Annotated in this window: 10 protein-coding genes; all 10 read right to left on the minus strand. The window is 59.6% G+C overall.

What is annotated here, in order from left to right; translation table 11 throughout:
* The coding region (locus tag ABJK70_RS07765; RefSeq protein ID WP_347257709.1) for a hypothetical protein at positions 1–625 on the minus strand (625 nt) is incomplete at its 3' end.
* 126 nt (positions 626–751) lie between these two features.
* A complete protein-coding gene (locus tag ABJK70_RS07770) occupies positions 752–2,146 on the minus strand; it encodes a glycosyltransferase family 4 protein (protein ID WP_347257710.1) in 1,395 nt (464 codons plus the stop codon).
* Between the two features lie 367 nt (positions 2,147–2,513).
* Positions 2,514–3,713 (minus strand): hypothetical protein, encoded by a 1,200-nt coding sequence (locus ABJK70_RS07775; RefSeq protein ID WP_347257711.1) that lies wholly within the window; start codon positions 3,711–3,713, stop codon positions 2,514–2,516.
* A 41-nt stretch (positions 3,714–3,754) separates the two neighbouring features.
* Positions 3,755–4,501 (minus strand): outer membrane lipoprotein-sorting protein, encoded by a 747-nt coding sequence (locus ABJK70_RS07780; protein ID WP_077730257.1) that lies wholly within the window; start codon positions 4,499–4,501, stop codon positions 3,755–3,757.
* Between the two features lie 57 nt (positions 4,502–4,558).
* On the minus strand, positions 4,559–5,809 hold the full coding sequence (locus ABJK70_RS07785; protein ID WP_077730258.1) for an ABC transporter permease: 1,251 nt from the start codon (positions 5,807–5,809) through the stop codon (positions 4,559–4,561).
* Positions 5,806–6,546 (minus strand): ABC transporter ATP-binding protein, encoded by a 741-nt coding sequence (locus tag ABJK70_RS07790; protein WP_347257712.1) that lies wholly within the window; start codon positions 6,544–6,546, stop codon positions 5,806–5,808. The genes ABJK70_RS07785 and ABJK70_RS07790 overlap by 4 nt, the downstream gene beginning before the upstream one ends.
* A gap of 28 nt (positions 6,547–6,574) precedes the next feature.
* Positions 6,575–8,446, minus strand: a complete 1,872-nt coding sequence (locus tag ABJK70_RS07795) for a 4'-phosphopantetheinyl transferase superfamily protein (RefSeq protein WP_347257713.1) — start codon at positions 8,444–8,446, stop codon at positions 6,575–6,577.
* 2 nt (positions 8,447–8,448) lie between these two features.
* Positions 8,449–9,669: a type III polyketide synthase gene (locus ABJK70_RS07800; protein WP_347257714.1), complete on the minus strand. Its 1,221-nt coding sequence runs from the start codon at positions 9,667–9,669 to the stop codon at positions 8,449–8,451.
* Positions 9,670–9,735: 66 nt separating this feature from the next.
* Positions 9,736–17,304: an SDR family NAD(P)-dependent oxidoreductase gene (locus tag ABJK70_RS07805; RefSeq protein WP_347257715.1), complete on the minus strand. Its 7,569-nt coding sequence runs from the start codon at positions 17,302–17,304 to the stop codon at positions 9,736–9,738.
* A gap of 632 nt (positions 17,305–17,936) precedes the next feature.
* The gene (locus tag ABJK70_RS07810) at positions 17,937–19,202 is read right to left on the minus strand and encodes an HD-GYP domain-containing protein (protein ID WP_077730263.1); all 1,266 of its coding nucleotides are present in this window, start codon (positions 19,200–19,202) and stop codon (positions 17,937–17,939) included.
* Positions 19,203–19,446: the final 244 nt, after the last annotated feature.

A 19,446-nucleotide genomic window follows, 5' to 3' on the forward strand; every position in this document is an offset into this window, starting at 1 on the left:
CGTGAATGCCTTCCAGGCTGGTCTTTGCAGGGTCATCGACGACGAAATAGAAATCCGGCTGAGGAATGCCGCCGAGCGAATCCGTGCCCGGATCGGGCAGGTACACCCGGTAGGCTACGGAGTTGTATTCCGTCGTGCCCCCATCGTAACGATAGCCGCCGTAGAGGATATTCGCCGGCCTCGGCGGCTTAGGCGGCCGTGCCTCGGGAGGCACGTCCAGTAGATCGACGGTGTAAGCGCTTTCCGGGACGTACGGCGTATTCGGGAGGAACGGGTTTTCGCCGCGGTCGGGGACGATGTCGGTGTCGGCCAGCAGTGCCGTCGAAAACCCCAGGAAATCGTGGTTCTGCCAGGACATATAGCGCGCTCGAGGGAACCCGGTACGGAACCGGAAGTGTCCGCCCGGTGGATATGCCGGGAGCCCCTGGACGAACCAGTACACGGCGTTACTTTCTATGGCCGGTGCTGTACTGTTCTCCATTATCCAGCCCGAGCATTCCGTCAGGGGAACCTCCTGGCCTCGGGCCAGGTCCCCCTGGGCAAAACTTTCGCCGGGAAGCAACCCGAGCAGGCCGCTTCCCATCACTCCTGATATCGTCACAAGCTTGCGGAACGAATCCTTCATTGCACACCTCCGTGTAAAGATATGAGCCAACTCCATGGCCAACTGGAGATATCCCGTGAACTTCGTGCTTCGTTATCGATTTGCCGATGAATTCGATTGGGCGATTCCTGATTGCATTAAGAAACATTAACCCGGAATGTGATGCGCGCCCTCGATCGCACGAGGTTTGCGACTGCGTTCGGGAAGGAAGCCATCGTCGCCGTATTCGCGCGTATCAACGCCAATATGCGCCAAGACGGCGTCCGCCATTTCTTCAGCGCTAAACCTTGCTGCGATCGCCCGAGTGTTCTCGGTCAGTTTCCTGTGCAGCATCTCATCGGTGAGCAGGCGCTCGAGCTGTTGGGCCAGGTCCTCGCTGTTCCAGGTTTTGAAGGTCAAACCGCCCGCCTTTTCGCCGTGCCGAATCACCTCGGTGATCCCGCCGTAATCGGGAACCAGCACCGGTGTTCCATAGCTCATGGCCTCGACGGCAACCAAGCCGAAAGGTTCTCGATAGACTGACGGATACACCACACACCGGCTATGTGCGTAAAGCGCGTTGCGAACCTCGGGCGAAACAGTGCCGGCATGGTGGACGACTATGCCGAGATAGTCGGCGAGCTCCGCAATTATTTTCTTATACGCTCGGCCTTTAGCCGTGGCACCGCAAATGACCAGTTGCATGGGAATTCGGCGGACGTCGAGGAGTTTGGCTGCGTAAAGCAAAAGATCGATGCCTTTTTCAACCTCCTGGCGTCCGATGTACGAAACGATCGAAATTCCTTTAAGGAGATTCGGAAACGCGGTTTTGAGAATCGAAAGAGGAGGTTTTTCGGTCGATTCCGGGAGATCGACGCCGTTATAGATAACCCGCAACCGCTCCGGATCGAGAGCCATCTCGTCTACAATGCGATTGCGATAATCCTGGCTGATCACTATGGCAGGCCAGGGCGAACCTTGAGTGACCTCGTTCAGCCGCTCGCGATATTCTGCAAACAAACCGGCCCGCCGCGCGTACTTGGCAAAGTCCTCGTCTCCTTGAAAGGTCAATAGGTAGTCAAAGGGATGAGTACCGTTTTTCTTCGCCGCCAGAGCGAGAGGTCCGATCGAGCCGAAGCTCATCATGAGATGGTCGACTTCGTCCAGGGCAAGATATTTGAGCAGCCGCTTGACGAGGAAACGATCTGGATTCGGCGTTTCATAACGAGACCCGATGAGGTTCACCAGCAGTCTATCGATAAAGCCGGGGAAGTTCTGGGCAAGTCGAACTCGTAATCTGAGCGGAATTAGGTACAGGAGCGAGCCTATGATTCTGTCCAGAAACTCGGACGGTCGTCGAAACTGATAGCGGGTTGCCCGGCAGAGCATCCTTTGCTGGATTCCGTCGGCCACGAGGTCCGGGTTGCATTCCAGCATCCAATAAACGGCCACTTTGAAACCCCGTCTATGCAGAGCATTGGCAAGGGTGATGTCGCGTACGGTGGAGCCGAGATAGGAGCCATTGCCGATTGTGACGAAGGCAAACGCAGGCTTGGAATTCATTGGAAAGTCTCCTCCCTGGGAAATTGCTGATTCTTCTATTCAGCCGGTACTTCATGTAAACGCACAGATCATTCCAACATCGCCGCTCCAGCGCGAACGCGACTGGTTCGTTCGATCGTCCGCTGTCTCCAGGCATATCCCTGCCTCGGAACAGGCCGATGGAACGCCGTCAGGGCTCCCGACACCGCTGCACCGGGGTTGTCGCCGCGACGCTAGAGAATTTTCCTCTTTCGTGTAGCGCCCCCACGGGTGTGATAGGTCGGCAATCCTTTGCCGACGCCCTGGATCGGTGAGAGGCTTTGTCGGCAAAGGATTGCCGACCTGCAACCTTCCCAACCCACGCCGCTAGACCGTAATGAAAAACGCGCTAGAACGTGTACGCGGCGCCCACGAAGAACGAATAATTCAAGAGGCTGCCGAACTCGCTGTCGCGAGAGCCCGTGAAACCGTTGGCAATGACGTACAACAGCGTATGGTCGGTGGCTTCGTATTCGAAGATGCCGATCAGGCGGTCGGACTGGTCGTTCAGATTGTGGATCACCCGGAAATTCACGTTGAAATCGTTCCAGATCTCGGTATCCGAATACTGGAGCATCATGTAGTCTTGGCGAAACATGGGATCGGTGGAGTCGATTTCGCCCCTAAGGAAACATTGATCGATGCGATCCCGCAGGCAGCCGTTTTCGTTATGGAAATATTCCAGGTTGACGGTCGGTCCGGCCTCGAAGGTGTACGAGGCGCCTCCCAGTAATTCGAAGTCGCCGTAATCGCCGTGGGCGCCTTCTCCGTAGAGGAGCAGCGCGTCGGTCACGTTCCAGCCGCCGAAAAAGCCGACCCGGTAGCCGGTGTGTTCCCGGTACGAAGGGATGACGGAAAAGTACTTGCCGTCCCCGGTCCAATCGATCTTGAAGGCATAACCCGGCTGAAATTCCTGGCCTTGTGCCGAGCCGTCGGCGAATCCCGCTTGGTTGAGACCGAAACCCTGCTGCCGTCCCAACCGGCCTTCATCCGTATTGGCGATGAACGAAACGGCCCAGGTGGAACTCGGTATCCACACGGCCCGCGCATAGCCGAGTCCGGGAACTTCCACTCTCGGGTTGTTCCGCCCGTTCTCCTTGTTGAACGGGTTGGACGAAGACAGGAGCACCGACGGTCCCCACTGCAGGTTCTCGCGGCCGTAGGAGACGAACAACTCGTCCATCAGCCGATAGCGGGCGAACCACTCGTTCGTGTAGAACTGCGCCAGGCTGTCTTCTTCGCCCTCCGGGAACCCTTCTTCCCAGCGCTGCCACAGGTAGATGAAGCGTTGTTTGATACCCAGTTCCAACCGGCGGAAGTCCAGGTTGAGATCCACGCGCGGGTTGATCGACGCCTGATAAGTGGATATCTCCAGGATATTATTGGGATTCAGGCGCGAATTCATTTCCGGTTCCTGGAAAATTCCGAAAGCCAGGACGTTGATCCGCGAATAGAAGCCGCTCTTGATCTCGTCGAAAATGCTCACCGGCCCCGTGGATACGATCACGGGTTCGGTGGCCGCGGCCGCCGTTCCCGATATTGCGCACATGACAAAAACCCATAGTCCCCACGTTAGTCCACCGTTTTTTTTCATTTCATAAAGAGGTTGAGATTGAATACGTAATCCGGAAGTGGCTCGAACCGAGGCTTGGTGAGGTTGAGATAGGTCACGTCCTCGCTCATCAGTTCGTCGTACATGGTGATCTTGGAAATGAACGGACGCTCCTTTCCGTCGATAAGCACTTTATTGCCGTATTCCATTTCAGCCAGTTTGAATTTCTTTCCCGATACCGTGAAGTACTCCGCTTTCACCCCCACCAGGCGCTTTTTCGAAATCCAGTATTTGATACGATCGTACGTGGTCTTGTCGTTCTTGCTGGTGAGATCGAAAACATAGCATTCCTCGTCGCCCACCGTGTCGTCGGGCAACTGAGCAGCATTGTAGTCCTCGGCGTAATTGGTCGAGGCGATGTCGCCGTAGGCCGCGTTGCCCATCAGTTTCTGGCGCTGCGAAATGGGGACCGCCTTGCTCAGCCCCGGTTTGTAGAACCACATGTTGTTGTTCGACATGAGCAGCTTGTTGCCCTTGTACTTCGGCGGTGCGAGGCTTATTCCGGAGATGTCGAAGCCGCGCGCCTTGATGTCGTAATTCAAAGAGTCGGTACGGCCGTTTTCGATGGACTCTATCACCACTTCCCAGGAAATGCCCAGGAGGTTGCCCCGCGATTGATCCGCCGTCTTCAGTATAGTCTTGACGTCCGGCGAAGCCGACAACGGCGCGGCGGACAGCAATCCGGCCAGGATTAGCAAGCTTCCGAGCAAGAGGGTCGTTCTCATCGTCTTCTCCTTGTACTTTATCTACTCCATCGAAGCGGTCAACTGTCGCTCCTAGGTTCAGGTATGTCCCAGAGCGCCGACGATCTGCATGCGAGCCGCCGTGCGCGCCGGGAGACTGGCTGCGGCCAGGGAAAGAACGATCAGCAGCAGGATGCTGTAGAGCATGTAATCGGGCACCAGGTAGACCTCCAATGGCACCCGGCGGGTGATTTGGGGCGGTATCCAGGTCGGTTTGAAAAATGCGACGCCCGACCAGGTGATCAGGGTGAGGACCATGCCGAGCAGCGATCCAAGAATCCCCAATAACATGCTTTCGGCCGCGAACAGTCCGACGATGCCGCGGCGCTTGAACCCCAGTGCCCGCAGCGTGCCGATCTCGCGGGTCCGTTCCATGATCGCCATGCTGACGGTATTGATCACGCTCATGACGACGATGGTGAACACGATCAGGAAGGTGAACAGGAAGATCACGTCGAACATCTGCTTCACCTTGGTGTAAAAGGTGGAAAGCTCGTTCCAGGTCTTGACTTCCAGCTTCAAGCCTTCTGCCGCCAGTTCTCCGGCCAGCTGGGCGCGCACGGTTTCCGTTGTGTCGTCGTTCGTCAGCAGCAAGGTCAGGCGATCCACGCTGCCGGTATCGTAGAGGCTCTGGGCGAACTTGAGCGAAACCGACATGAGCTTGTCCTCCAGCGCTTCGACCGGGCCATCGAAGAGCTGAAACACCTGGGCGTCGAGCGCGTTGATCTGTCCCGACACGGTGGGCGCCATGGCGACGGCGTCGGAGCCCAAGTCCAGATTAAGCTGCTCCGCCAGTCCCCGGCTCAGGCCGATGCCGTGAATGACGTCGTCCTCCAGGGATTTGCCGTCGAACAACTGGATTTTCCCTATCATCCCGCGGGCATGCTCGTTGATGCGGCGCACGGCGGACGGCACTCGGCCGGCGGCGATGAAGATCGTCGACACCTTCCCGTTGCTCAGAAGTCCCGAAATGTGGAGCTGCGGTGCCACCACCACGATTTCCGGATGCCGGGCCAGCACCTGTTGAATGACTCCCATCTCTTCTTCGTCGATGAGATAACGGGTCGGATCGAGTTTGCCTTCCTGGAGAAAGCCGGTCTTGAAAACGCTGAGATGGCCGTTACCCTGCGCGTAGATGTAGGAATCCTTGAGGCTGGTGAAGATGTAGGCGGTGAATCCGCCCAGGGTGTTGACCGCCGCAAAGCCGAGGCCGATCGCCAGAATCGTGAACAGCGACCGGCGCCGATTGCGGAAGAGATTTCTTAAGGCGAGCTTGATCCAGGTCATCATAAGCCCACCGATCGGTCTAGCCGCATGGCCGGTTGCTCCGGCGACCTGTCATCGATGATCTCGCCGTCGCGCATCTGAATCTGACGCTCCACACGTTCCAGCAGGCGCTGGTCGTGCGTGGAGAACACGAAGGTCGTGCCGTTGTTGCTGTTGAGTCGTCGCATGAGCTCGGTAATCCTCAAGGCGTTTTCGGAATCCAGATTGGCCGTGGGCTCGTCGGCGATCACCAGTGCCGGATCGGTAACCAGGGCCCGCGCGATCGCGACGCGCTGCTGCTGTCCGCCGGAAAGCTTGGCGGGACGATGCGCCGCGTGGTCGTCCAGCCCCACTTCGGCCAGACGCTTGCGCGCCGCTCGCCTTGCCTGTGCCGTGGAAACTCCGGAGATCTGCAGCGGAAGCATGATGTTTTCCAGAGCCGAGAGTACCGGAATCAGATTGAAGCTCTGGAAGACGAATCCGATTCCGCGGTTTCGAAGCTCGCTGCGCTGGTCGTCCGACAGCGCGGCCACATCCTGGCCTTCGAAACGCACCGTACCCGAAGAGCATACGTCGAGCAGCCCGATAAGATTGCAGAGGGTAGACTTGCCGGAACCCGACGGACCCCAGACGGCCACGAATTCGCCCCTATGAATAGACAGATTCACTGTCTTGAGAGCCGTTATACGGCTTTCGCCGAGGTGATAAACCTTCCCGACCTGGCGAAGCTCTACCAGCAGCGGCGGACCAATCCTGCTCATTATTCAATCCTTTGTGTGTTGATGGCGTTTAGGCTTGCCCCGCTTCCGTCTCCGCAGTCGCGGCGCCGGCATAGGCAATGACGAACTCTTCCAGGCGTACCGTCCGTACCATAATCGTTCGGCCGCTGTCTCGATGGACGATGTGGATCAGACCGTCCTCGCCTATGGCCTGCGCCTCGTAGGCTTTCGGCGAGCCGTTCATGCCGAGACCCAGCAACTTGGCGGCGACTTCCTTGGCGCACCACAGGCGGGTGGCCCATTCGTCGGGGTCGCCGCTCGTGTCACGGAGAAGCGAGCGTTCCGATTCGCCGGCCATGGTCTCCACGAAGCTCGGCTGGCGCGGGCGGATCGGTTCGATATCCACGCCCACGGGTCCCGCATGGGCGATGGCGATAGCGCGATGTTCGCTATGGCTGATGCTGAGCTGCGGCAACCGGTTCGCCTCGGGGACCGGCGCCACCTCGGGCTGGCCCTGGTCGTTGTTGCGAATGATCAGGGCGGCCGGGTGCAGCATTTCTTCCGTCCCGGCTTGCCGCGCCAGCCAGTCGCGCACGGCATCCTTGGCTGCGATGCGCCCCAGCAGCCAATGCTGCAGGCCCGGAGCATGCGAGCGCATGTCGGAAAACGTCTCCATCTCGTCCAGATGAAGGCAGAAGCGAGCGAGGAGCGTACTGTCGAAGCCGGCGATGTCTTCGCCTGAGATCATGCGGCAGCTGGCGGAAGGCGGGAGTGCCGGCAGGTCGAGCGCATGGCTCAGCAAATAGCGGGTCGGCAGGCGGCGAAAATTAAGTAGCCGCTTCTCCCAGCGGAACTTCCAGTCCGTCCAGTCCCTGATCCGCATCCAAACGGCGCTCGCGCCGTCCTGAATCTCGATGTCGGCGGAAAGGAGCTTGCCTTCGTCGCGGGTGATTTCGATTCGCACCGGGCATCGTGTTCCCGGCGTCGGGGTAGGCCGGTATAGCTCGAGCTTGCCGATGCCGACGGGAAAGACGTAGCGCTCTTTTTCCATGGCCCAGATTCCGATCAATTGTCCGACCGCATCGAGCAACGCCGGCTCGGTCAGAAACTGGGGCTTGCGTATGGATCGGAACATGATCTCGGGCGCTTTGACCACCAACTCGCCGGCGGCGCCCCGATCGCCCAGCACGATCTCCCCGACCAGGCATTGATACACGGGTCCGTGGAATAAGTGGCGGCCCCGGTAAATTTCCTCGGCGCTTTTGGGATAGAGACGGGCATTGGCGAACTCCGTGAAGCTGAGCTCGAGATCGAGACGATAGTAGGGCGCGAACAGGACGCGAGCCTGGATCGCCGGAGTCGCTTGGTCTTCGATATGGATGGCGGCGGCGATATTGCAAGTGTTCCGTTCGGCATCCCATTGCTCGAAACGGGCCGAAATCCGGAGACACAGGCGGTCGGTGTCGGCCAGCTCGATCCAGCGCGTGGCCTTCACGTCCTCGAAGCCGATCAGCCCGTAGCCGGGTGCGAGGCAGGCAGCCGTTTCCGCCAGGATCTCCAGGCTTAGGGTCATGGGAACTACCGGCAGACAGGCGAATAGCGGTTTCACCCCGGGCGCATGGACGAAGGCGTGATCCGCGAGATGCAGATCCTCGTCCAGGGTCAACTCGCGCTCCACGGTAATCGACCGGCCGGGCACATGATCGAGAATGCGCCCGATGAAGGGCAAAACGGGCTCGTCGCCGCGTTCCGCATTTTGCCTGGTCCAGTCCTGTGCCGCCGATGCCGGGTCGAACGCATCCCTCGGCTCGTCGGTTGTCGCCGTCGATTCGGCTGGGGAAGGTTCTGGAGTTTCGAGCTCCCTCAGTGACTCCACCTCGTATACCCGCCCGATCAAGGGCGGAAGATCGCTTTCCGTTGCGCGGCTCGATAGTTCCTTCATGATCAGACCTTTTCCAAAACGAGACCCGTAATCGTGAGTCCCGGTCCAAAACCCAGGCAGACGACGCGTCTCCCGCGGGGAATCGACTTGTCGTCCAGGATCGCTTTCAGGATATGCGGCACGGTCGCAGAAGACATGTTGCCGTTCTCGCGGAATACCTCCTTGCTGACCTCCACCTGATCTTCCCGCAGACCCAGTTCGTCCTGAATGTGTTCCACGATCTTCGGCCCGCCCGGATGAATGGCAAAGGTCAGTCCATCCTTCTCCGTGTCGAAATCGATCTCTACCCGCCGCAATAATGACTGGACGAAAGACCGGATGTGCTTCTTGAGGACCACGGGCACCATGACCGACAGGGTCATGTGGAATTGATGAGACCCCGGCACCCAGGTCATGTCCTCGGCGGAATCGGGCAGGAGATGTTCGTTGAACGCCAGGACCTTGAGGCCGGGAATTTTTCTCTCACGCGCCACCGGTTCCGGATACATCGAGTAGCGGATGAATCCGTCCGCGAACAAGGTCATGGTAATGATGTTCTCGGCACGGAAGTCCTCGATGTTGTTGTGGATCGACAGCAGTTCGGTGTGGATGATGTCCACCCGCTCCTTGGGCGGAGTCACCAAGCATTGCGAGGACGACAGAAAACCGTGCGCCATCTTGATGGCGGGGAAGGCGCCGTAGCAGCCCATGTGATAGCTGTGTGTGACCGTGGTGTCGAACCATTCCTTCCGTGCGACCATGCGCTCGACCGGGCTCGGCGCCAGGTAACCGGAGCAGGTCACGTGAATGACATCGTCCGGCGCTTTGGCCCCGTCGTCGTACATCTGGTTCAGACATCCGTCGACCACCTTGCCGTAGCTCTCGTGCCGGGCTTTGAGGTCCACGCCCTTCGGATCGTTCTTGTCCTTGAACAACTGTAAGTGCTCATACTCGGGCTCCGCCAACGTGAACTCGCCATCCGAGAAGCGGATATCGGTGAGGCGGGGAAAGAACACCAATTGCCGGCGCTTGATATGGGAAGGCGAGAGCGCGTACTTGTCCAGCTTCTCTTTCACTTCCCTGTGAACCCGGCGGAAGCCTTCCTTGTCGCAGATGTCATTGTTCAGGCAATAAGCCTTGGCGAAACCGAAGGCCGCCAGTTCGAGAGTGATGCGCTGCGGGACGGGTTTCGATACTCTCACCGGGGTGAAGTCCGCCAGTACCGCACTGTGTAGATTTGCCATATCCATATGCTCCGTTTACTCCTTGTCGGGTTCACTTAGGGGATTTGGTCGAGCGGTCGCGAGGCATCACGCCACCGCCGGTGTCAAAACGGTCGAATCGACCGCGCGCCGCGTGGTTTCATCGCGCGCCGAGGAGCGTCCGAGTCCGGCGGCGATCGCCTCGATGCTCGCTGCGATCACGAGTTCAGGCTCCTGCCGGTCGCGGCGTTCCAATACTTCCAGGCAATGCCGAACCCCGGTTTCTACCGGGATCGGGCGGATGTTCCGGGAAGCATAGAGCTTGCGCAGTTCGTCGTTCACCATGCCGGAGTCCCAAGGACCCCAATTGATCGAGACGGTGTGGACGTTCGGCCACTCCACTGTCAGTCGGTCGGCCAGCTTGTTCAATACCTCGTTGGCCGCGCTGTAGTCGCATTGGCCCACGTTGCCGAACCGGCCGGCGACCGAGGAAAAGAGCACCACGAACTTCAGCTTTGACGGGTCCAGCTTCCGGGCCATGGTCAGCGCCGGAGTGACCTTGGTGTCATAAACCGCGTCGAAGGATTCCGCCGTCTTGGCGCGGATCAGTTTATCGTCGATGACGCCTGCGCCGTGGAGCACGCCGTCGATTCGTCCCCAGCGCGCATAGATGTCGTCGATCAATTGTCCGAAAGCAGCGCTATCGCGCACGTCCAAAGCATGGTAATCGACTTCTGAGCCGGATTCCTTGAGGGCGGCCAGGTTGGCGCGGATCTGTCGTTCCTTGAGAACTCGTCTGAGTGCGGCCTCGACCTCGGCCGGTTTGACCTTACCGCTCTCGCGCCTCATCTCTCCGATCAGAAATTGCCGCAAGGCATCCGGATCGGCGATATTTCGGGTGGATGCCGATTCAGGCTCGGGCATCGGACTCCGTCCCACCAGCACCAGCCGCAGGCGCCGATTTCGCGTCAAGCCTTTGGCGATATCGGCGGTGATGCCATACGCTCCGCCCGTGACCAGAACCACGGCGCCGGAGTCCAGCTCCAGTTCCGGCCTGATGGTGCCATGGTCCGGGCGCTGTTGCAGATCGAGCCGCCAGCGTCCCTCCCTGGTGTGGCCTATTTCCAAGGTTTGATCGTCCGGGCGCAATTCCATCAAGACCCGTTCGATCGACTGGCTGGTCCCCAGGCTCGGATCAAGATCGATGCACTTTACCTTTAGATGCGGCCATTCGCGGGCGGCGCACTTGGCAACCCCGAGGGTGCCCGCTCGCTCTGCCTCGAACAGCCGAGACCGTTTCAGGCCGAATTGTCCGTCCAATGCGGTCAGATTGATCAGCCAGCCGCCCCCGGCCCGAACGTTCTCCTTGAAGTCCTGTTCCAGAGCTTTCAAGGTCAGGAACAGTGCCCGCGCCTCCGAGGGCCGATAGTCCTCGCTGCCTTCTGGCGTCTCCGCGCTCAATAGATTGATCAGCCCGCCCAGCGGTTTCCCGCCGGCTTTAAGGAAATCGCGCAAGCCGTCCAAGCCTTTGGGCGAGGACAAATCGACTTCCAAGCGATCACCGTCCAGGGCGCGGGTTTCGCGACCCGGGACAAGCTGCCGCGTGACATAGCCGATGCTGTTCAGCGCGTTACGAAGCGCCTCGCTGAGCTCGGAGGCATGCCCCAGCAACAGCATCATGGATGGCGTGCCCGGATTGATGACCGTTCCCCCTTCGAGCGGAGCGGGAGCGGGCTTCACGACGTAACAGGCCACGCAGTCCGGTTGTTTGGCACCAGCGGTAGACTCCACCATCTCAACCGGCGAGATCGATGGTGGAGTCTGCAATTTTTTTGGCGAATCGGCGCCTCCCTGCGCTGGTTTCGGTTCCCGCAGCCGGTCGTACCAGGCGATGATCTCGTTCAAGGTCTTGAGACCCGACAGCTCTTCGAGCACCGTTTCCTCGTCACGTCCTTCCAGCAGGTTATGGTGGTCTTTCAGGGCACTGAAAACTTCGATCCGTTTGATGGAGTCGATGCCGAGATCGGCTTCCATGTGGGCATTGAGATCGAGCATGTCTTCCGGATAACCGGTGCGCTCCGATACCGAGCGGAGCAGATCGGCCTTGAACTGCTCGGTGGGCGCGAGCCCGGTGCCGCCGGCTGCCGGCGCCTTCACCGCCACAAGCGGCGCGGTGTCGCCACCGCCGGTGGGTTTGGCGGAGACCGGTCCGCCGCTACGGACGGCGGGCGTCGGAATGACGGACAACGGCCGTTCCCCTGCCGCTTCGGCGGGACCCGCGGTACGAAGCTGAAGCGGCAAAACGGGTGCCGGCGGCACGCCGTTCAGAACCGCTCCGCCGGACGCGGCCGCTGTCGCGACCGGTTGCGCTTGTGCCATCGAGGAGATTTCGGGCGATGCGACCGTCCACTGCTGCGCCGACAACGATGCGCCCGCCAGGTTGGCGTGCAGAAAATCCAGGAAGGAGCACAAGGTTCTTTGTTGCTCGCGCTGCAGATCGATGAGCTGGGCGACGCAGTTCTGGATCAACGAGAATCTCGGATCTGATCCCGCCGGGATTCCCTCTGCTGGCGGCCCCAAAGCCGGCTTCGCGGAGTTGGATGCTTCATGGTTCATCACGGAATACCTCCTTGTGTTGGTTGGAAGATCTTGCACCACGGCCAAGGACGGGCGCGCGCCCGCGGCCTGAGTTGGCGCCATATCGGTGGAAGCCGCCGGGGATTTCAATCCTGTCGGCAACGGCACGACATTCTTGGATGTGTCCGCCGAGTCGTGCCAGGGTACCGCCCGGCCGCCGTTGACCCGCCAAATCAGCGGTCCCGGATTGGCTTTCGCCCGAGCCTGGGCGAACAGCTCCGGCAGCGGACGGTCCGTCAGCCCGCGGTGTCTGAACCAGGTTTCGAAGCGTACCGGAACGCCCAGCGCGAACAGTTGAGTCAGAAGGTGGGAGAGCTGGAGCCAGCCGGGGCGCCCCGGAGCGTCGAGACCCAGAGCGGTGTGCGGCCGATCGGCCAGGATGCGGTCGACGAGTCCGCTCAGCACCAGACCGGGACCGATCTCCAGAAAAATCCGGGCTCCCGCGTCGTAGAGACGGTTCACCTCCTCCACGAAGCGCACCGGCTCGGCCAGATGGCGGGCTAGCAGTGCCCGGATTTCGGCAGGCTCGTCCGGATAGCGATCGGCCGTGGTATTGCTGAAGATCGGGAACTCGGGAGAGCGGAAGTCGATCTTGGCCAATTCGGCGGCGAGTACGGCGCTGGCATCGGCCATGGCGGCGCAATGGAACGCGCCTCTGACCGCCAGTTTGGTTACGCGTAGAGAGTTCTTGGCCAATACCGCCGCCGCCTCGTCGATGGCTTCAGCCGGGCCGGCGATGATGGTCTGGTCCGGAGCGTTCAAATTGGCAATGCAGACGGCAAGTCCGTGCTCGGCGATCAGCTTTTCGAGCCGAGCGCCATCCGCGTCCACGGCGGCCATTGCCCCTCGGGAACTTTGTCCCGCGTCGGCGGCGATGCGTCCGCGAACTTCCGAGAGCCGGATCAGGTCGTCGCGATCGAGAGCGCCGGCGGCGCACAAGGCGACGTATTCCCCGTAGCTGTGGCCAGCCGTGAAATCGGGATGGACGCCATAGTTCTTGAGCAGTTCGAACGCCGCCAGCTCGACCGCGCCAAGCGCGGGTTGCGCGATCTGCGTTGCATTCAATGCACTCTGTTGCCGTTCCCGTTCCTCGTCGCTGAACGCCGGCAGCGGATAAATGAATCGGGACAGCGGCTGAGGCAGGCGCTCGGCGAGGAGAGTATCTGCCCGCTCGAAGAAGCCGTGCAGTTCGGGCTGCGTTGCGACCAGATCGCGCAGCATGTTGATCTTCTGCGATCCCTGGCCCGGGAAGACAAAGCATAAGCCACCTGCGGCGTCGGACTCCCGATAATAAATGCCTTGAGGATGCCTGATCTCCGCTTTGTCATTATCGCGCAACTCGCGAAGAGCTAAATCGAGCTTTTGCCTGAGATCCGCAACCGACGTGGCGACCATGGCCAGCCGGCAGGCGCGGACGCCCGCGCCGGTTCCCGTTTTGACTTGTTCCGATTGCAGCGAATACGCCAATTGGGCGAGATCGAGATGTTCGGTATATTCGAGTCCCTGCTGCAGGCGTTCCACCGCGTGAACGATGTGAGAACGATTCGGTCCAAAAAAAATGAAGGGTTCGGCGTCACGGGGATTCAGATCGATTGCATCGGTGTCCCGGTAGTCGCCGCCGTATTCTTCCAGTACTGCATGGAAGTTGGTACCTCCGAAACCGAAGGCGCTTACGCCACAGCGTCGCGGATGTCCGTCAGGGTGAGCGAACCAAGGCCGGGTTTCGGTATTGATATAAAAGGGACTGTTTGTGAAATCCACGCGCGAATTGGGCGTTTCGACACCCAAAGTCGGTGGCAGAACGCGATGTTTCAGCGCCAAGGACGCCTTGATCAGCCCGGCAAGACCGGCGCTGACCTTGGTGTGGCCAATCATCGATTTCACCGAGCCGATGGCGCAGGACTGGGGCGCCGGATTGCATTCGCCGAAGGCAGTGTTGATGGATTCGATCTCCGACTTGTCGCCTACGGCGGTACCCGTGCCATGAGCCTCGATCAAACCGACCGTCGACGGATTCACCCCGGCGTCCTCGTAGGCGCGGCACAATGCACGCACCTGGCCTTGCGGATGAGGCGCGGTAAGGCTGCGATTGCGTCCATCGCTGGAAGCGCCGATCCCCTTGATGACGGAGTAGATTCGATCGCCGTCCCGTTCGGCGTCGCTCAGGCGCTTGAGCACCAGTGCCGCGACGCCCTCGCCGATAGCGATGCCGTCCGCACTGTCGTCGAACGGCCGGCATCGCCCGCGGGGCGAAAGGGCATGAGTTTGGGCGAACGCCATGAAAGCCACGGCATTATTGGTGCCGTCGATGGAACCCACCAGGGCCACGTCGGCGTCGCCATTTCGCAATTGCTTGATTGCCACGTCCAGCGCTGCGAGCGACGAGGCGCAGGCGGCGTCGACCGCGAAGTTGGTTCCTCCGAGATCCAAGCGGTTAGCTACCCGGCCGGCCACTACATTGCCGAGGAAGCCGGGGAACGAATCCTCGGTCCAGTTGGGAAGCTCGCGCTCGTAAAGAGTTTGCATGATGTGCTTCCGGGTCGCCTCGGGCAGCCCCGGAACCTTGGGCAGATAATGGGCCAGCAAGGTGCGGAAGATATAAATCGTGCCGAGGTCGTTCATTCCCCCGGAAGCGAATATGGCCGAGGTCCGCTCCTTGGGGAACGGGCGGCGGTCGAGCCCGGCGTCTTCCAGGGCGCGCTTCGCCACGTACAGAGCCAGGAGCTGCATCGGTTCGATGGAGCGCAGAGCGGCCGGGGGAATACCGAACACCGTGGGGTCGAATTGGACGTCGTCGAGGAAACCGCCCCATTTCGAGTAGCTCTTGTCCGGCGTTCCGCGCTTGGGGTCGAAGAAATCGGCCGGACGCCAGCGGTCGTCGCTGACCTCCCGGATGGTGTCCACCCGCCGGAGGATGTTCTGCCAGTACTGGCGCACGTCGCCCGCCTTGGGCAGCAGGCAGGCCATACCGATGATGGCGATATCATCCCGGTTCTGTCGCCGCGTCCAGCGTTTCGCCTCGGGCTCGTGCGCTGCGCCGGCAAGCAGTTCCTGGCTGCCCGTGGCGACCGCAGTGTGAAGCTCGGCGATCGTAAGGGTATTGTTCCTCAGCCGCGCGACTTCGCCCAGCATGTACATGCCCTCGCGCCGTTGCGTCTGGACATTTACCTTGACATACCGGTCGTCCGGGGCTGTTGCCGCGGACTGGCTCTTATGAGCGATACCCTTGGATGCGATGCGCAGTCGGCCGATGTTGAGCAGTTCGAGCACCTTCAGCGTGCGCTCTTCGGATTCCAAAGCCATTTGCAGTTCGCGCCGCGTCCGGTTGAACTCGTCGCAGAATTCCGTCTTGGCGCAACGGGTATAGATTCCGACGCCGGATTGGAGCAAGGCGGTTTCTCGGCAGGCGATCGCCTGGGCCTGAAACTCGTTCACGATCGCGCCGGTGTGGACGATTTCTTCGGTGAAGAGGTATGCCGTGCCCATGACGACCCCGATACTCATGCCGCGGGCGACGAGCGGCGCCGCCAGGACCGAAAGCATCGCAGCCGAAAGCTCGTCGTGGATTCCGCCGGCGAACAGCACCTGAACCGACTCGGGATCCTCCAGCTCGGCCGCAGTCAGGACTTCGATGGCCGATTCCCAGAGGATGAAGCTGGTGCGCGGACCGGTGTGTCCGCCGCATTCGCTGCCCTCGAAAATAAATTTGCGGGCGCCTTCCTTGATGAAGCTGTTAAGCAGCCCCGGCGAAGGTACGTGCAGATAGGTCATTATCGAGAGCGCTTCCAGTTCGCGCGCCTGACTCGGCCTTCCGCCGGCGACGATGGCGAAGGGGGGCTTGATTTCGCGGATGACATCGAGCTGTTCCTGACGCAGTTCCAGCGGCATGAAGCCGAGCAGCCCCACACCCCAGGGGAGATCGCCCATGAGTTTGCGGGTGCTGCTCAACAATGTTTGGATTTGCGGTTTGCGCATGACGGACAGGGCGAGAAACGGAAGCCCTCCGGCGTCCGCCACCGCCTTCGCGAACTGGGCGGTATCGCTGACCCGCGTCATCGGACCCTGAACGATAGGAAACCGGGTGCCGTGTTTGCGCGCCAGAGGCGAGTCGGCGGACAAGGCCTGGTGCGAGCGCGCTTGCTCGATCAGCGAATCCATGCTTTCTTTCACAGCGGTGAGGATGCGGCCTACGGTGCCGTAGCGCTTGGCCAAAGGAGCTGCGAACGCGATATCCTGCCCGAGAGGCAGCAACGCGTCTTCGGTTTCTCCGAGGCGCTGTACCAGCAGGTCCCGCCAGGGTTCACCGCGAACCACCCGTTGCTCCAGTTCCTGGAGCTTATCGCGGCCGGAGCGTGCGAACAGCCGAAACGGGGCTTCTTCCGGTGCGAGCAGAATCGTTTCGCTGCCGTCCAACTGGCTCCACATGCCGCGCAGATTTGAATGAGCGAGCGGGCTTTCGTCGGTCAGCCACAGTTGTTCGCACAATACGACGCCGTTCGCGCCGGCGAGCGCCGCCGCTGCAGCGCTGCGCAGCCCGATTCCGCCTTGAATCCAGTAGGGAATGTTCAGCCGTCCCTTGAGCTCCTGCAGCAGAATGAAAGTCGAGTGGCGACTAACCGATCCGCCCGCTTCATGGCCTTTGACGATCAGTCCGTCGCAGCCGGCGGCGATGGCGGCCTGGGCCGACGGGAAATCATGGACTTCGACGAAAACTCGGCGGGCGATGGATTTGACTCGCTTCCGCAGAGCAGTCAGTTCGGCCGGTGTCGAACCGGCGAGGACAAGGATGGGAACTTGGTATGGTAGGAGTTCGGAAAGTCGGTTGAGGTCTCGGGCTGCCAATCCGAGTACGTCCCAGCGGACCCCCCACTGCGCCGATTGGCTGGCGGCGGACGCCAGGCTGTCAAGCGCCGACGACAATGCATCTGGCATCTCCCGGTAGCCTAGATCCAAGATCCCGATTCCGTGGGCTCTTACGGCCGCGATGGCAATCTGCGGATCAAGACAGTGTGCCGGCGTGATAGCAATAAGCGTTTCCATCCGTTCACCTCCTATGTGATGGATACTTTCCCTAGCTGGAATTCAGATCCTGAAGCTTAGGCGAGCAGGATTTTCCTGAACCCCAGGCATTGCACGCAAAGATAACTTAGAAGAAGCGAGCTAAATCAGTTGCGTGAATTTATGTAAAAACAAGGGGCTAAAAGCCCAATTGTTTCTCAATCCAGTCATTGCGAGCTGATCATACCCAAATTCTCAAAAAAGCAAAAGTACATTTTGCCGTTGACAAGTGCGCCTTAAATTTGTGATTGTGGACTCCGCTAGAAACGGAGCGCGATTATGGACAATCGAATCTCGATTGAGAAACTCATGGAATATGTCGTTCCTGTGACCGAGTCCGGGTGCTGGATATGGATTGGGTCAATGCAGGAGGACAGTAGGCGCATGAACGCAGAGTGGGAAAACGTGCATCCGGACGAGTACTTCTGGGAAGTCCATTTCGGACACATCCCGACTGGACAGTGCGTTTGCCACAAATGCAACGTTCAATGTTGTGTCAACCCTAGTCACCTGTGTCTCAAGGCCACGGAAGGGGTATCCGGCGAGACAGCTTAATCCATTCGAGCCATCACCGACCCGGGCACCGCCCGGATCAGCGGCGGCTTGGCTTAATTCTACCTGGCGGCTTTTTGAATGAGCCCCCGTTCGTAATGCTGCTTGATATCTACGTTGTAGCTTCCGTTTTTCAGCATCGTCTTGACTCGATAGGGTTGCCCACAGGGATCCAGGTCGATTTTCGCCAGATCGACGATGCGATGGGGCTGCGGATTTTTTTCCGAATCGAGCAGCATGATGACTTTCGGTTTGAGTTTTTGCCGAGGGTTGACTTCGATAACGAGGGCTACTTCCTCGTTGCTCATTTCGACGAGGCTTCCGGCCGGGTAGATGCCTAGGCATTCGATGAATTTCGATGCTAGTTCGGCATCAAGATGCTTTCCGCTCTCTTTGTAGAGAATCGCGATCGCCTCCATGTGAGTACGCCCCGATTGATACACGCGATCGCTGGTGACGGCGTCGTAGGTATCGGCAACGGCGACGATCCGGGTAAAAGAGGGGATTTCGGCATCGGTGAGGCCGGTGGGATAACCGGTTCCGTCGAGGTTTTCGTGATGCTGGTAAGCGACCTCGATGGCACCGGGATAGATGCCGTGGGAGGACATGAGTATTTCTCGGCCGTGCACGGTATGCGCCTTTACCAGAGTCATTTCTTCATCGGAGAGCCGCCCCGGTTTGTTGAGGACCTCCAGGGGGACTCTCATCTTGCCCATGTCGTGCATGAGCCCGGACAAGCCGAGATTCCGTAGCTCGTCGACGGACATGCCCAAGTGGCGGCCGAGCACGATCGAGAAGATACAGACGTTCATGGAGTGTTGGGACGTGTACTCGTCCCGATTCTTGAGCTGGGTCAACAGCAGCATGGCGTCGGGATTCTTGTAGACGCTGTCCACGCATTCGGAAACGGCCTCTTTTGCAAGCTGAATATCGAGGCCGCGACCGAAGCGGATTTCGTCCATGAATGTCTTGACCAGCTTGCTTGTCTGCTTATGCGTGTTTTCGGCGTTGTCGATCTCTTGTTCGACGGATAGGTGCTTTTCGGGCGGGGCGGCGGTCCACGATATGGACGAGGATTTGGCGGGCTGCTGCGTGTGCTCCGTTTCCGGATATTTTGTTTGGTAGGAATCGATGTAGACGTAATCGCAGACCTTCCGAACGGCTTCGATGTCCGCTTGTGTCGCGAGCATGAATCCTTGAAACAGAAACGGTGAATCCAGCCAAGGACGATCGAGTTCGCATACATACATCCCGATCTTCAGATCGCCGACGGGCACCTTGACCTTACCCAGGGTGGTTATTCCGTGAGAATCAAAAGACTTGTCCATAGGAGGCATTCCAAAAACAATCCGAAAGGCACGATTATTAATCAGGCCCGTAAATACCCTCCTGGTATTTCGGGCCGCCGCCCAGGCCGGTACACGCCCGGCCTGGGCTCACGCGGTTTGTCGCCGCGCCGGGGCATCCCTGCCCCGGATTAACCCGGCCTATATTTATAGGCCGGGTTAATAACAAGTATAGTTGGTGTGATTTTTGAGAATCGTGCTTAAGCCGGTTGGTGCCGATGTCGCT

Source organism: Methylocaldum sp. (genome assembly GCF_039794385.1).
Taxonomy (GTDB): Bacteria; Pseudomonadota; Gammaproteobacteria; order Methylococcales; family Methylococcaceae; genus Methylocaldum.